The following is a 15,981-nucleotide window of genomic DNA, read 5'->3' as shown; positions in this document are numbered from 1 at the left end:
GCAGATAATATCGATGTATTACCTAGCTATTTGACGATGTTTGGCAAGATTTAACCATTTTTAGCCCATTTAGATTGCTATCGGTTGAATTGAGGACACGCCCTAGCCTCTAGCCTACATAGAAAAATAAAGACTAGTGAACATTACACATGCAGTGCATGGCCGCAGCGGTCGCAAAAAACAGCACTCACGGCATGACCAAATTTTCCGCAGTTTGGACACGTAATGGGGTTAAGCTGTGGACGCATATTTCGAGCAAGCTCAGAAGTAAAAATGCCCGTTGGTACCGCAATGATTGAATAACCCGTAATCATGACCATACTCGCAATCGCTTGACCCAACGGAGTTTTAGGTGACATATCGCCATACCCTACCGTAGTCATCGTAACAACCGCCCAATAGATAGACAGTGGAATACTCGTAAAGCCATTTTCAGGCCCCTCTACCACGTAGATAATCGAGCCGAAAATCGTAACCAATAATACCAGCGATAAGAAAAATACCGTAATTTTTTGCTGGCTGGTTTTGAGTGCCGAGGCCAAAAAACCTGCTTGTTGCATGTAAGCTTTGAGCTTGAGTACGCGAAAGATACGTAAAATACGCAAAACACGTATAACCAACAGATACTGCACGCCTACAAACAATAAACTTAAGTAACTGGGTAATACGGATAGTAGATCCACTACCCCAAAAAAGCTAAAGGCATAACGAAAGCGGTTGGGCGCTGAAAACCAGCGCAATGCATACTCAATGGTAAATAAAATCGTAAAAAACCATTCTGCATAAAAAAACAGCGTGCCATATTGCAAACGCATATATAGCACGCTGTCCAGCATTACCACCCCAACACTGGCCAAAATGGCTATCAACAATACAACATCGAACAGCTTACCCATGCGGGTATCTGTGCCTTCGATAATAATATGAATGCGGTTACGCAGGTGAGTAATAGCTTCGTTAGTTGGTTGCTTCATAGAGTCAATAGAGTCACAAGATCAATGGTTTAAAAAAACCGAACGATTTAGGCTAGCATGGACAAGCTAAGATTGGTCAAAACGCGTAAAAGTGGTTTATAATATCCCACACCTTATGACTATCAATAGTTATTATCAAGGTTCGATAAGTGACGATATAGGCAGCCATAACGCAAAAAATAATAGTGTAGCAAAAAAGCACTGCTAACGACATACAAATCGTTAACTTGCAGGTAAGTCAATTACCTCAAAAAACAGCTCAATCATATAATAAAAACCGCTTACGAAGTATCAAATATTATCATTCATAGTCTTTTTATTCACACCATAAAAACCACGTAAAACTTTAAGGATGTCATATGGCAGGCCATTCAAAATGGGCAAATATTAAACACCGTAAAGCGCGTCAAGATGCGGTAAAAGGCAAAGTATTTACCAAGATTATTCGTGAAATTGTCTCAGCTGCCAAGCAAGGCGACCCTGACCCTGATAAAAACCCACGCTTACGTGCTGTTATCGAAAAAGCATTGTCAGTCAATATGACTAGGGACACTATCAATCGTGCAGTAGCTCGCGGTACGGGTGGCGATGACAATGACAATATGGATGAAGTGAGCTATGAAGGCTATGGCGTTGGCGGTGTGGCAGTATTAGTCGAAACCATGACTGATAACCTTAACCGAACCGTCAGCGAAGTACGCCATGCCTTTACTAAGAATGACGGTAATCTTGGCACCTCTGGCTCAGTGGCTTATCTCTTTACTAAGCGCGGTGAAATCACCTTCAATGACACAAGCTTAGAAGACGAAGTAATGTTGGTCGCTCTAGATGCTGGTGCGCTTGATATCGAAAATGATGGCGACAGCTTGCTGGTCATTACCGAATGGGAAACTTTCGGTCAAGTCAAAGATGCGCTTAATGCTGCAGGTCTGGTCTCTGACAACGCGGAAGTAACCATGTCGCCGTCAACTACTGCTGAGATAGACAATGTGGATGATGCCGAAAAAGTCATGAAGATGATTGATATGCTAGAAGACATCGATGACGTGCAAGAAGTTTATAGCAATGTGAACTTCTCAGATGAGGTAATGGCGCAACTTGAGCAATAGTTCGGGTTGAGAATATCAAATAAAAAGGCCAAACGTTTTTTAATGTTTGGCCTTTTTTTAGTGACGAGTGATAAGCACTTATTTTAGACTAAGCCTTGCAAGTGACCCCTTCAAGCGCTAACAAATATTCTTTCTTATCCAGCCCACCCGTATAACCACCAAGCTTACCATCGCTAGCAATGACGCGATGACAAGGAACGATGATGCTAAAAGGATTCCTACCATTGGCATTGGCCACCGCGCGAAAGCCTTTGGGATTATGCACATTTCGTGCCAGCGTTGCATAGCTGATAGTTGCGCCATGATCGATGTTTTGTAATGCCCGCCATACTCGTTGCTGAAATGGCGTGCCCAAAGACAGATCTAATGCTAAGTCAAACGCTTGACGCTCACCCTTAAAGTACTCATCCAACTGTTTTATAGTCTCTAATAGTAGCGCTTGAGCCGGTTCATTTTCGCTTAGCTTATCCTCATTGATAAACGTAAAGCTCTTATCAACAAGGCCATAGTGCTTTTTAAGTTTGGGAATGGATTTTGAGCTATGCCAAGCGTCACCCGTCTGCTGCCAGTTGACTTCAACCAGTTTAGGGCTGCTATGCTCATTGACGCTGGCAATTAACGTTAACTGGTTAGATCCAAAAGCTGCTTCGGTGACTATCATGGTTTTCCCCTGTTAAATCATTACGTTTTTAAGGCTCTATCATTGACCATCGACTCAAACAAACTATCGAGTACTACTCTTTATCGTCGGTTTCGAACAAGGCTGCGACAAACTGCTTTGGACTAAAAGCGCGCAAGTCATCAATTGACTCACCAACGCCAATATAACGAATCGGCACGTCTGTGGTTTCGGCAATATTAAAGACCACGCCACCTTTGGCCGTTCCATCTAACTTAGTAATCGTAATACCCGTTAATGGGACGACTTTGTTAAAGAGTTCTACTTGATTGATCGCATTTTGACCCGTGCCAGCATCGAGAACAATCATGCCTTCGTGCGGTGCGCTTGGATCAGCTTTACGCATGACGCGTACGACTTTTTCTAGCTCCGCCATGAGATGCGTTTTGTTTTGCAAGCGTCCAGCAGTATCGGCGATCAGTACATCGATATTTTTTGCTTTGGCAGATTGCATGGCATCAAAGATCACAGAGGCACTATCAGAGCCATGACCCTGCGCCACGACTGGAATATTATTGCGCTCACCCCAGATTTGTAGCTGCTCGGTTGCGGCAGCACGGAATGTATCACCAGCTGCGAGCATGACAGATTTGCCCTCGCCTTGTAAGCGCTTGGCAAGTTTACCAATCGTCGTCGTTTTACCGACCCCATTGACGCCCACTACTAAAATTACAAAGGGTTTTTTGCTGGTATCAATCACCAGTGGCGCGACTTTTGGCGTTAAGATATCAACCAGTTCCGTTTGCAACGCTTTATACAATGAATGGGCATAAATTAAGTCACCACGGTCTGTCTGCTCAGTGAGACTTTTGATGATACGGTTGGTCGCGTTGACACCGATATCGGCGACCAATAGCTGATCTTCGACTTCTTCTAACAGCTCATCATCGATCTCTTTGCCACCGATCAGGATACTGACCATCCCTTCGGCTAAGTTCTTCCGTGATTTACTCAGCCCCGTTTTCATACGGTTAAACCAGCTGCCTTTTTTCTTATTATCCTGCTGTTCTTGTGAGTCTTCTGGCAATGGCGACGGCTTTTCTGCTTGTTGTACTTTATTATTTTCTGGGCTTACGCTTGCTGTATCTCCCAATTGCTCTTGTAATGGCATGGTTGGAATGGTTGAAGCCGTATTAGTCTTGCTGTTAGCTTCTGTTTCCTTGGCACGCGAAAAACTTTCAGAGGAACTTTTAGGTACGTTATGCTCCTCTGTCGTGACAATCGGCGTGGCTAAAGCGATACTCTCAGCAGCATGGGCGCTTGAGACGTCTTTGTTTGTCGTCGTTTCTTGCTCTGTGGCCTTATCATTATTCACTGCATTGTCATTATTCACTGCATTGTCATTATTCACTGCATTGTCATTATTTGCCGCATTGTCATGATGCTTATCGGTCATCCCAGCATCATCTAACGGTTTGGTTGGTACGATATCCTCATCAACGATGGGCATAGATTGCACCGGTAGGCTGGGTAAGGTAATATCATCGTCATCTAAATCATCAAGACCACCTTCAAGGTTAATGACCACACGATTGCTATTGTTTGGGTTATTCATAAGCTTGCCCTAAAAGTTATCATTATTAGTAAGATGTTTATTTTAAAATCGGTCAGTATATCGTCCGTTTTCTATCATTCAAATGATAGATTATTTTTAGCCTAGTTTAGCATAATTCAAGTTGCTCTCAGCCTTTACCATCCTAGACCGAGGTTAAATGCTAGAATTCATTAGATGAGATGAATGGTTGAGAAAGTTTAGCTTAAGGTTTGGACACAAAAATCTGACCTTCAATATGCGTAACTTCGCCTACTCTTAGCGAGCTTTATTCAATAACTTCATATTAGGAATCACCTATGTCATCGCTATCAGATTATTATAAAAAAATTGCCAATATCAGTGCGGCTCTATTAATAACCACCATCGCGCTGTCAGCGACTGGCTGTAACACCACGCAAGAGTTTAAGCCGACGGCTAGCGTGATGGTTGGCGCGCATAAATCGCTGTAACGCCAGCACTGTCGATTACTATATTTAGCATGCATACATTCAGCCATCTTTTTATATAAGTAGAACCTACCATGTCCTCGACCTTACCCTTACCTGCTAGCTTCTTACGCCTTGCCTGCGCTTTGGCGATAGCAACTACCCTTGCCGCTTGTCAGACTAACAGCGTTGGCACTACTTCGTCAGCGGATGGAAACGCACTTGTCCAAAGCCCAGACAGCAAGGAATCCCAGCCATCGTCAGCGTTGTCTATGGATATGTCAGGTCGGCATGAGTATCAGTTAGCAAACGGTCTAAAGATCGTGGTAAAAGAAGACCACCGCGCACCCGTCGCCATGACCCAGATTTGGTATCGAGTAGGCTCGACAGATGAGCCGCTTGATAAAGGCGGCATCTCGCATTTGCTAGAGCATATGATGTTCAAAGGTACCTCTACTGTATCAAGTGACGACTATGAACGCCTAATCGCCAAATTTGGGGGCGTTAACAATGCCTTTACCAGTTATGACTATACGGGTTATTACGAGCTATTCCCAGCCAACCGTATGCCACTGGCGCTAGAGCTTGAAGCCGATCGAATGAAAAACTTAATCTTTGATGACAAAGAATTTACCAAAGAGCACCAAGTGGTCATGGAGGAGCGACGCCAACGTACTGATGACAACCCACTTGCTAAAGCTTATGAATCATTTCGATTGTTGGCGCTACCTGATAGCCCAAAAGGCGAATCTGTCATTGGCCCTATGAGTGAGCTTGAATCCATTACGCTCCCAGAGCTAAAAGCGTGGTACAAGACTTGGTACGCACCCAACAATGCAACCTTGGTGATAGTTGGCGATGTTGACCCAACAGAAGTGTTGGCGCAAGTCAAACGCTACTTCGGTGATCTCAAACCAAGCAATCTGCCCAAACGCCCTGCTGTCAGTCAAAAGGGCTTTCGTGGTTATCAGCAAGTTGAGTCTGAACAAGCGGTACAAGTACCGGTTTTGCTGATGGGTTATAACGTGCCCAGTCTCGTCACTGCCGGCACAGCCAATGAAAAACAAGCTTACGCGTTATCGTTGGCACAAGACGTATTGGATGGTGGTCTGTCTGCTCGCTTAGAGAGCCGACTGATACGCGAACAAGGCCTGCTCACCACAGTTGGCACCTCTTATGACTTGCTCGATCGCGGTGATGGACTGTTTTTAATTCAAGCGACGCCGCGTGAAGGTGTCAGCTTAGAACAAGCGCAGCAAGCCATAATTTCTGAAATAGAAAAGCTCAAAACCGATCCCATTGCCGATGATGAAATCAGTCGCGCCAAAACCAATACAGTAACTGGACTGGTCTATGCCCAAGATAGCATGGAGGGTCAGGCGCGCATGATTGGCTCGCTACAGTCTATCGGTCTCGATGACAGGCTGCTTGCCGAATTACCAGCCAAGCTCGATGGTGTCAAAATCTCTGATATTCAAGCGGCCAGTAAAAAGTACTTGGTCAAAGATAATTTGACCGTCATGCATGTGATACCGCCTACTGAGCAAGCGTCTAAAGAAAAAGCATCTACAAAGCAAATAAGTCAAAAAACGGTAAGCAAAAATCAATAATAACAACGTGCTGTCAATATTTTCACTGATAAGACAATGCTAAAGACCTTATTAATAAGAAGAAAGCCATGACTCAGACTACTTTTCTCATGAATATAAAAAGAAGCCCTTTAATGTCATTAGTAAAGCGCGAATTTAAACCTCATTTCGAACCTCGTTTCGAACCTGGGTTTAAGCAGCGTTCCTACTTGAGCCTAAGTATATTATTAGGTTTGACGATATTGACGACCACCGCTCAGGCAGATACCACTGGTAGCGAAGACTTTCGTACGCCATCATCTGCCGTTGATATAAATGCACCAATAGCCGCACTATCAACACTCACAAGTGTCGCTGATGCCAAGCCATTAAAAGTCACAGTGCCAACCATTCAACCGTTCAAAACCAAATCTGGCGTTCCTGTGCTTTTTGTACGCACCACCGCCCTGCCCATTGTTGATATTGATTTACGCTTTAATGCAGGTAGTGCCCGAGATGGCAGCATACGCAAAGCCGGTTTTGGCATTGCCAATATGACCGCTACGATGTTGGAACAAGGCTCTAAAAGCTTAGATGAAAATGAGTTCACCCGCGCTGTTGAAACCTTGGGAGTGAATTTGAGCAGTAGCGCCTATAAAGATATGTTTATCGTCTCGCTACGCAGCTTATCCGATGACAAACATCTACTGCCTGCCGTCGACTTGATGACTCAAATGCTGAATGAGCCAGCGTTTGATGCAGATATCCTAGCTCGTAACAAAGCGCGGTTATTGGTCGGTTTGCAGCAGCAAAAACAAGACCCCAATAGCCTTGCGAGTATTGCTTTTAATGAAGCTTTATATGGCGACCACCCTTACGCCCACCCTTCCGTTGGCACACTCGACAGTGTACCGACTATTGAAAGAAAAGAATTAATCGACTTCAAAAATCGCTATTTGGTTGCGGCAAATGCTTCTATCGCGATGACAGGCAATCTGACTTTAAGCCAAGCCAAAAAACTTGCTGACAATATCACTGCTGACTTGCCGGTCGGTCAAGCCGCGACAACGCTACCTGAGCCCAAACCACTGACAAAAGCGCAGCATATTCACATTCCTTTTCCCAGCACCCAAACGACCGTACTAATGGGACAACTGGGCGATAAACGCGCCACCGATGCTATCGCACAGCAGAAGCAAACTAACTTTGCCGTGGGTAACGAAGTGCTGGCAGGAAGTGACTTTAATGCGCGGCTGATGACTGAAATCAGACAAAACCTTGGCTATACCTATGGTATTTCAGGCTCAATGAGTCCGATGCTAGCGCGCGGCCCTTACCAGATTGGTTTTTCGACGCGCAATGATAAAGCGCGCGCTGCTATTGATTCCAGCTTAGACGTCATCAATGATACTTTGGATAATGGTATTACTAGCACTGAGATGCGCTTGACGACCGACAATTTAAAGAACAGTTTTCCGATGGGCTTTGCCAGCAACGCCGGTATCAATAGCTTATTGGGAATGATGAATTTTTATCAATTGCCCAATAATTATCTGACCAATTATGTGAGCCGTATTGAGCAAGTACGATTACCAGAGGTCAATGAAACCATGCGCGATACGCTCAAACCTGATAACTTTTTGATTGTCACTGTTGGACAAGAGGATCCTTGGAAGGCCGATAAATAGTGATTATTAATAATAATGAAGATCAAAAAAAGCACTTATAAAAGTGCTTTTAGACAAATTATTAAAGATAGCTATTGGCAGTAACTATTGAAAGTAACTATATGAAATACAAGAAGAATAGACAATAGAAAAATAAAGGATGACGTTACAAGTACTAACTATTATGTAAAGTCGTCAGCTTAGGTTACGTTAGCTAGTGATGGTGATGTTTACGTCATAGCTTAAGCGCGTGGGTTTATGAGTTGCCCCGACATAATTTAAGCGAATCACATGTTTATCATAAGATTGAACTTGATAAGGACCATTGGCAAAGTTATGCATGGTTGGGACAATTAATAACGTCTCGATTTGATCGCTATTAATATTAATATCGATGCTTTGACCTGCTTCTGGGTATAAATAATAGTCACAATAATCTGATATCAAGACCTCAGCCGTACGGACGATAGTGTCATCATCGACGTTTTTTTGCAGCAGTTTTGGACATATATCAGGACGTTTAGCGGCGAGAAGCGCATAAGAATTTCTGATATTTTCTTCGATATCTTCTGCATCCGAAGCATTTGCATTGGGCAAGCTATTTTCAGAAGCAGGGTCTGGACTGCAAGCACTAACACACAGAAGAGACAAAACCACTGAGCAACATAACCCCGTATACATCTGGGTTGAGCGCAAAGTGCTTTTTTTAGGTTTGTCTGATTGACTCAATCTTTCTACTGCTGAGTACCGCTTTTTCATAAATCCCGCTTACAGCAAACGATGGTGTATTATTTTTGACATAATACACCATCATTTGTTGCAATAGAAAATGGTTTATATACGTATGAGTATAACTGGATAATTATATTCGTTTTTACGATAATATCGGCTTTATCAATAGCGACAGGAAGAGCTGCTGCTGGCATGATTAAAGCCCCATTTGCGGTATCCATCAGTATCCAAATGGATAGCGCCTGTGGAATACAACCCCAACCCAAAGTTATGAGACTGACCTTGATATTGCCAGAACTGACATAAGCCATCTTGCATGGTGCTGAGCAGCCATAAATTGTCTTCGTACTCAGGCACCCAAATATCTATAGCGCCTGCGGTCATATGTTTGCTGCTACTTGCCCCGCCAGCACAGTCATTGAGTCCAGGACTGCGATATACCGAGCGTATCTCAGTACTAGCGGGTAAAATACCTTGGTTTTTTAGCTCACTATACAGGCGCAATGTGGGCACGACATTGGCCCATAACTCTTGCGGCGGCAGCTGATAAGGCTCATAGCCACATTTATCCCAACTGCGTGCCGTCGTGAGTAATTGAGACAAGGGCGGTACATTACGAGCACCCACTCGCGCATTTAAATAGCGTTGATAGTCGGCAACTTGGCTCGCTCGGTAGCTATTGCTGTTTAGCCAGCCGTTAAAATCTATACTGGTAAAATTATTATAAGTATTATTACTGGTACTGTAAGTAGAGGGATAGGTGGTACTGTAGCTAGGCGCGCGTCTATTGATGTTGACGCGTTTGTTCTCTTCAATGGATACACTGGCATCAAAATTGAAATCGCGTTGTTTTTGCTGAATCAAGCCCTGCATGCTATCGCCAGTCACCACATTTGCGCCACTTAGCCTTGCTCCACTTAACATAGTAACACCAGAGTTATATGTCGCATTAGTAGAAGGCTTGATATAGGGATTACTGCTACTATTATCGCTACTATTGCCATGACGGACTTGAATGCGGCGCTCACTGCTGTCGCTCACGATAGCCGCATGAACGCTGATACTACTGGCACAAACCAATAAGGCAATAATAGGCTTGTGAATCTGCCCATAGACATGGTTTTTTTTATTGATCATTGCAAGAAACACCCGCTAAAAACGTTTTACCGATACTATCAAATTTTTAGCAAGCAGGCTAAACTATCGCATCTAATTCTTAGCGACCTATTCGTAATTAACACTTATCCTTATAATCTTCATAGTTACGTGACTTTATTACTAATGTGTTACTTTATTGGTTAGCATCTATTAGAATGAATACCTTATATTTATTGATTAATTATTTTTTTGTGTCAAATCAGACTTCTCTTTTACGCCAATTGCCAGCCACATTTTGCCTATGTCTTCTAATCCGCAATACCGTTTTTCCCGTCAGAGCCACCATTTAGGTCAGGGTCATGCACCGACGCTATGGCAACGTATTCATATTGACCCATGGTTGACCCTGCTTTTATTGACGGTTTGTTGTATTGGTTTAACGATTTTATATAGTGCTTCGACCCAAGATGGGAGCATGGTCATACGCCAGATGATTAGCTACGGGGTAGCGTTTGCCGTCATGTTTACCATGGCTCAGATACCGCCCAGCATTTATCGTAGCTTTACGCCTGTTTTTTACGTTCTAGGACTCGTACTATTAGTATTGGTAGATATTATTGGCGAGGTGCGCATGGGTGCACAGCGCTGGATTAACCTGCCAGGATTCGGCAGCGTGCAGCCTTCAGAATTTATGAAACTTGGCATGCCGATGATGTGCGCTTGGTTTTTGTCTAAGCGCGATCTACCTCCTTCAGCCTCAAGTATCGCCATTACATTAGCGTTGATTATCGTTCCGGTGCTATTGATTGCCAAAGAACCTGATTTGGGTACTTCGCTGCTGGTTGCGGCCAGCGGCATTTTTGTGCTTTTTTTAGCAGGTCTGTCATGGCGAATGATTTCAGGAGCGGCCATCTTAGCGATACCGCTTATCGCCATCGCTTGGAATTTTTTGTTACATGACTATCAGCGTACCCGAGTATTGACATTGCTCAACCCGGAAGCGGATGTGCAAGGTGCTGGCTGGAATATTATTCAGTCCAAAACCGCCATTGGCGCAGGGGGGCTGACGGGTAAAGGCTATTTGGAAGGCACACAGTCGCATCTACATTTCTTACCAGAAGGCCATACTGACTTTATTATTGCCGCGTTTTCTGAAGAATTCGGTCTGTTGGGCGTTATGTTATTGATGTTCGTGTATGCCTGTCTACTCACACGCGCCTTATATATTGCTTTTACCCATACCGATGTTTATAGCAGACTATTGGCAGGCGCGGTCGCCATGTCGTTTTTTGTCTATGTGTTCGTCAACGTCGGTATGGTTGGCGGTATTTTACCTGTTGTTGGCGTTCCTCTACCTTTCGTTAGCTATGGCGGCACGGCAATCGTCACTTTGATGGCAGGCTTTGGGTTATTAATGTCCATTCATACCCATAAATCTAACTAGAGCATGGCTTTAATCTTAATATGAGAGAATGAAAAAACACTATGTCGGTAACAGCTAAAAAGGCGCTATTTTATGGCGTCCTTTTTTAAAGCCTACATGAAATTTTGGACTTGGAATGTCTGTATAAACACGCCATACGTGACTCTTGAGAGTATCAAAAATGCAAACTATAGCGACTTATTAATTAAAAAATAGCAGCCTTAATATCCAAAAATTAGAATATTAAGATAGAATTTAAGCAGTTTTTAGGAGCTAATAATTCGTTTTATTTGTAATTAATGCTACATATTCTTTGATATTACCCATCGTTTATCATAGCCATATTCCACCTTAAACTACTAATATAGTTAGAAAAAATATCTCTATACTACAGCTTTTTTCCTCTAAAACTCCCCCTATTGTTACTCTACACTGATAGGTTTTAATCCTTGTTTTTTACAAATAATTGCGTTAACCTCGTTTTATTGTGTTTTGCTACATAACCCGTACAGAGCTACTAACAAACTTAGCATTTAATTATATTTTAGTTATAGCTCATCCGTATAGTTAGCAAATCCGAGATTTCAGACTTTCAAATCGACTACTTAGTTAACGCTTTAATAACAAAGTAATACGTAATACACTTTAAAACGTTTATTAATTTAGCAATACATGGAAGTTTGTTTATCGGATATGATAAATGTCGGTACTGACCATTGAAACTTTAGTTATTTAACTATGAGAGTCGGTACTTAATTAATGTTGTTAACTATCATTTGAGCACATCGTAAACGTTTCAGTCATTTACTACTGCAACGCATTTATGATAACAAAATGAAAATTATCATATGTTAGACCCTATAAAAGCCATCTTTTGCATCAATCGTGATTAGAATAACCGATTGATATATAGGCTTTAGAGCTTGCGACACGATTAGATTGGTCTAAGTCTGTCACACTCGATCTAAGATTTTTAGAGTTAGGTTTTAATGTATAAGTTATAGAGGTATTTATGAATAAGCGTTTATCTGGTTTACTTACAATGTCAGTATGTCTATTTGCTGGCTCTGCAGTCGCATCTAATGCCAATGCGGTAGAAGCAAAAACCACCCTTGCAATGATTTCGCAAGATAACGCCTCCCATATCGACCGTGTCCTCGGTGAGCTTAGTCGTCAACATGACGGTGCTTCAAGCTTGGTTAAGTCTGCCCGTCAGCCTACCTCATTAGCACTTAGCAGCTCACTATTAGCGAGCGATACCGCTCAAGTAAGCAATGACGAAGACGTGCTAGAGCGTTTAACAGCAGTCGCGTCTAACTCAGTGAGCAAATTTAAGCAAACCGGTTTGGCATCTTGGTACGGCCGTAAATTTCATGGTCGCAAAACGGCCAGCGGTGATACATTTGATATGAATGCCCTGACAGCGGCTCATCGTTCACTACCATTAAATTGCTATGTCAAAGTCACCAATAAGACCAATGGCAAAAGCGTCGTGGTAAAAGTCAATGATCGCGGTCCATTCCACGGTAACCGGGTAATGGATTTGTCTTATGGTGCTGCTAAGCAATTAGGTATCACTAACAAAGGGGTTGGCAACGTCTCGATTGAGCGTGTTTCAGGACCCTAGTTCTAAACCTACAGTTTTATAACTAAAGTTATAGCTAAAACGAAAAAAGCGCCTAACCACGATGAGTTAGGCGCTTTTTTATGTCTGACATTTATCTTTTTTAATATAAAGCTATAAGCCTATCGCTTACAACTCAAACGCACTTTCGATAGCATCGTCAAGACGTTCAACGGCAATCACATTAATGCCTTTAAATTGAGGAGAATCCTTCGCAGGTGCGTTAGCTTTAGGAATAATAGCGTGCTTGAAACCATGCTTCATCGCTTCTTTCAATCGTTCTTGACCGTTAGGTACAGGGCGTATCTCTCCAGACAAGCCTACTTCACCGAACACGGCTAAGGATGAAGGCAAGGGCTTTTCTTTGATACTTGAAGCACAAGCCAATAATACAGCCAAATCAGACCCTGTCTCTATGACCTTGACGCCGCCAACCACGTTGACATACACGTCTTGTCCACTGGTATGAATACCGCCGTGACGATGCATGACGGCCAGCAGCATGGATAAGCGTTGAAAATCTAGCCCCAGCGCCATACGTCTAGGTTGACCTTGCGAATCATCAACCAACGCCTGTACCTCGACCAATAGCGGTCTCGTACCCTCACGACTGACCATAACGACCGATCCAGCCACGGGCTTATCATAACGGCTCAAAAATATCGCTGACGGATTGGCGACTTCTTTCAGTCCCATATCGGTCATACCAAAAATACCGAGCTCGTTAACCGCACCAAAACGATTTTTGACGGCGCGAATCATCCGAAAGCGGGAGTCTGACTGTCCCTCAAAATACAATACCGTATCAACCATATGCTCAAGCACGCGTGGCCCTGCGAGCGTACCTTCTTTAGTCACATGCCCCACTAAAAATAGCGCAGTGCCCGTCTGCTTGGCATACCGTGTCAAAATAGCCGCAGATTCTCGAATTTGACTGACGCCGCCCGGTGCAGAATTGATGGCATCTGTATAAATAGTCTGAATAGAGTCAATAATAGCAATGGCTGGCTGCTCTTGAGTTAAAGCCGCACAAATAGTCTCGACGTTGGTCTCGGCCAATACCCGAAGTCTGTCAGCAGGCAGATCCAAACGTTTGGCACGCATAGCAACCTGAGCCAGTGACTCCTCGCCGGTCACATAAAGCGCACTACCTGCCAGCGAATCAGCACGAGCCATATTGGTCGCTGTTTGCAATAAGATAGTCGACTTACCAATACCGGGGTCGCCGCCTATTAATACGACAGATCCGGCAACCAATCCACCGCCAAGCACACGATCAAACTCGCTAATGCCAGTGGGCAAGCGCGTATCTAGGCCGACGCTGACAGCATTAAGCGGCATGACCGCACTATGAGTGCCTGCATAGTTGCCAGCGGGTGCACCTGTACTACGAGACACCGCTCGACTAGCATTAGGCTTAGCAGTATTCTTATTATGATGCGGCATACTGACGTTTGGCGCTTCAACCAAGCTGTTCCATTCCCCGCAATCCGTACACTGCCCTGCCCATTTGCCAAAATGCGCCCCGCAATGCTGACAGACATAACTGCTTTTATTTTTTGCCATAATGTATGAGCCTTATACAGACGATCAATAATAAAATATCAGAATACTTTTTTAAGTGTTTATATGAGAATAATTGTATGAAGAAGCCGTTAAGATGACAGGCTGTGTAGCAGGGATAATAACGAATAGGGTATGAATTATGGTCGTTGACACAAAAGATAGCTGAGACTTTATGCCAACTTATAAAAACAGAAACGAACGTGAATAGTGGTTAACTTACTGATTTATACCTGAAAATCTTTACCTAGGTACACAGATTTCACCAATTCATTATCTAAAACATCGCAAGCTGTACCTTCAGCAATAATGGCACCTTCTGAGACGATATAAGCTTTTTCGCAAATAGCGAGCGTGTCGCGGACATTATGATCCGTGATTAGTACGCCAATACCACGATTTTTTAGCGTTAATATCACATCTTTAATATCACCAACAGAGATAGGATCAACGCCCGCAAAAGGCTCATCGAGCAAGATAAACTTCGGATCAGCTGCTAGGGCACGGGCAATCTCGCAACGGCGACGCTCGCCGCCCGATACACTCATTCCCAAAGATTTGCGTACATGTCCTAGATTGAATTCACCGATCAGTTTCTCAAGCTCTTGGCGCTGCTCATTGGCCGTCAATTCTGTACGCGTTTGTAAAATAGCTAAGATATTGTCTTCAATAGACAGTTTGCGGAAGATAGAGGCTTCTTGCGGCAAATAGCCAATACCAGCACGAGCACGCTCATGCATGGCATATTTGGATAAATCCATGTTGCCTAAGCTGACGCTACCCTTATCCATGTTAACCAGTCCGACGACCATATAAAAACTGGTGGTTTTACCGGCACCATTAGGGCCTAATAATCCAACCACTTGACCTTGGTCAACAGAAAACGAGACATCTTTGACGACCCAACGTTTGCCATAGCGCTTACCTAAGTTCTTCATACACAAGCGCGCGACAGGCTCAGCGTTGATGGTTGGGGCTAAAGGGTCAAGATTTTGGTTATCACTCATAACTTACTCATAGTGTTATCGAAATTTAAGCGCTGCTACAGACTGGTTTGTACAACTTAGCGTACACCGCTCTGGCTATTACTGTTGCTGGGCGGGAAAACCAACTCCACGCGCTGATTGCCGCCAGCAGTCGCTTCTACATCACCCGCCTTTAAGCTATAACGAATGACATTACCTGCGAAACTGGCACCATTTTGTACAAGCTTTGCATTGCCAGTCAACGTGATAATACCAGTGATGGCATTATAATCAATTTTATTGGCCTGACCTTTCGCCACGCCTTTTTCTTGGGTAACTACTTGTTGCATAGTGGCTGGGCGACCGGTCGCTACTGCAGAGTTGATACTACGACCCTGTGATAAGTTGACCGTAATATTATCTGCGGTCATCTTAAACGTACCTTGAGTAATAACCACACCACCAGAATAACTGGTGACGCCGGTACGTTCACTATACGTGGCTTTATCTGCCAACAGCTTGATCTGCTGGTTGGCGTCTGATGGCAGCGCATAACTGTATAGTGGTAACGCTAGCAACATCATGACAGATAGCGTGCG

At 43.6% G+C, this 15,981-nt stretch carries 13 protein-coding genes and 1 pseudogene; 6 read left to right on the top strand and 8 right to left on the bottom strand.

The window, feature by feature from the left end:
* Nucleotides 1–143: 143 nt before the first annotated feature.
* Entirely contained in the window at nt 144–974 is an 831-nt protein-coding gene (locus tag ACSUPM_RS06355; protein WP_025651228.1) for an ion transporter, read from the bottom strand.
* Between the two features lie 359 nt (nt 975–1,333).
* Here ACSUPM_RS06355 and ACSUPM_RS06350 point away from each other — a divergent pair, with 359 nt between their 5' ends.
* Complete coding sequence (locus ACSUPM_RS06350; RefSeq protein ID WP_025651229.1) at nt 1,334–2,083, top strand: YebC/PmpR family DNA-binding transcriptional regulator; 750 nt, start codon at nt 1,334–1,336, stop codon at nt 2,081–2,083.
* Nucleotides 2,084–2,171: 88 nt separating this feature from the next.
* Here the strand turns inward: ACSUPM_RS06350 and ACSUPM_RS06345 are convergent, their stop codons facing one another.
* A complete protein-coding gene (locus ACSUPM_RS06345) occupies nt 2,172–2,744 on the bottom strand; it encodes a methylated-DNA--[protein]-cysteine S-methyltransferase (protein ID WP_201567181.1) in 573 nt (190 codons plus the stop codon).
* 73 nt (nt 2,745–2,817) lie between these two features.
* Nucleotides 2,818–3,729: a signal recognition particle-docking protein FtsY gene (ftsY, locus tag ACSUPM_RS06340; RefSeq protein WP_217271537.1), complete on the bottom strand. Its 912-nt coding sequence runs from the start codon at nt 3,727–3,729 to the stop codon at nt 2,818–2,820.
* 884 nt (nt 3,730–4,613) lie between these two features.
* On the opposite strand from ftsY, the gene ACSUPM_RS06335 reads away from it, so the two are divergent.
* The 3 genes from ACSUPM_RS06335 to ACSUPM_RS06325 all read left to right on the top strand — a co-directional run bounded on the left by ACSUPM_RS06335 (nt 4,614) and on the right by ACSUPM_RS06325 (nt 7,998).
* Nucleotides 4,614–4,766: a hypothetical protein gene (locus ACSUPM_RS06335; protein ID WP_156915594.1), complete on the top strand. Its 153-nt coding sequence runs from the start codon at nt 4,614–4,616 to the stop codon at nt 4,764–4,766.
* Nucleotides 4,767–4,837: 71 nt separating this feature from the next.
* Nucleotides 4,838–6,352, top strand: coding sequence for a M16 family metallopeptidase (locus ACSUPM_RS06330; protein ID WP_350587846.1), 1,515 nt, complete (start codon nt 4,838–4,840; stop codon nt 6,350–6,352).
* Between the two features lie 68 nt (nt 6,353–6,420).
* The gene (locus tag ACSUPM_RS06325; protein WP_201567185.1) at nt 6,421–7,998 is read left to right on the top strand and encodes a M16 family metallopeptidase; all 1,578 of its coding nucleotides are present in this window, start codon (nt 6,421–6,423) and stop codon (nt 7,996–7,998) included.
* Between the two features lie 189 nt (nt 7,999–8,187).
* On the opposite strand, the gene ACSUPM_RS06320 is transcribed toward ACSUPM_RS06325, so the two are convergent.
* Both ACSUPM_RS06320 and ACSUPM_RS06315 read right to left on the bottom strand, forming a co-directional pair.
* The gene (locus ACSUPM_RS06320) at nt 8,188–8,736 is read right to left on the bottom strand and encodes a hypothetical protein (RefSeq protein ID WP_025651234.1); all 549 of its coding nucleotides are present in this window, start codon (nt 8,734–8,736) and stop codon (nt 8,188–8,190) included.
* A 135-nt stretch (nt 8,737–8,871) separates the two neighbouring features.
* A complete protein-coding gene (locus tag ACSUPM_RS06315) occupies nt 8,872–9,846 on the bottom strand; it encodes a D-Ala-D-Ala carboxypeptidase family metallohydrolase (RefSeq protein WP_025651235.1) in 975 nt (324 codons plus the stop codon).
* A 262-nt stretch (nt 9,847–10,108) separates the two neighbouring features.
* Here ACSUPM_RS06315 and rodA point away from each other — a divergent pair, with 262 nt between their 5' ends.
* Both rodA and ACSUPM_RS06305 read left to right on the top strand, forming a co-directional pair.
* Nucleotides 10,109–11,251, top strand: a complete 1,143-nt coding sequence (gene rodA / locus ACSUPM_RS06310; protein ID WP_201567187.1) for a rod shape-determining protein RodA — start codon at nt 10,109–10,111, stop codon at nt 11,249–11,251.
* Between the two features lie 1,264 nt (nt 11,252–12,515).
* A pseudogene (locus tag ACSUPM_RS06305) lies at nt 12,516–12,857 on the top strand (septal ring lytic transglycosylase RlpA family protein); the annotation flags it as partial.
* Nucleotides 12,858–12,983: 126 nt separating this feature from the next.
* Here ACSUPM_RS06305 and radA read toward each other — a convergent pair.
* From radA to lptA, 3 genes are all read right to left on the bottom strand, one after another.
* Complete coding sequence (gene radA / locus ACSUPM_RS06300; RefSeq protein ID WP_025651238.1) at nt 12,984–14,420, bottom strand: DNA repair protein RadA; 1,437 nt, start codon at nt 14,418–14,420, stop codon at nt 12,984–12,986.
* 224 nt (nt 14,421–14,644) lie between these two features.
* Entirely contained in the window at nt 14,645–15,355 is a 711-nt protein-coding gene (gene lptB / locus ACSUPM_RS06295; RefSeq protein WP_173239369.1) for an LPS export ABC transporter ATP-binding protein, read from the bottom strand.
* Nucleotides 15,356–15,480: 125 nt separating this feature from the next.
* On the bottom strand, nt 15,481–15,966 hold the full coding sequence (lptA, locus tag ACSUPM_RS06290; protein WP_350642818.1) for a lipopolysaccharide transport periplasmic protein LptA: 486 nt from the start codon (nt 15,964–15,966) through the stop codon (nt 15,481–15,483).
* Nucleotides 15,967–15,981: the final 15 nt, after the last annotated feature.

The organism is Psychrobacter okhotskensis, assembly GCF_965638355.1.
Lineage (GTDB): Bacteria > Pseudomonadota > Gammaproteobacteria > Pseudomonadales > Moraxellaceae > Psychrobacter > Psychrobacter okhotskensis.
This window is presented reverse-complemented; position numbering and strand designations above follow the sequence as displayed.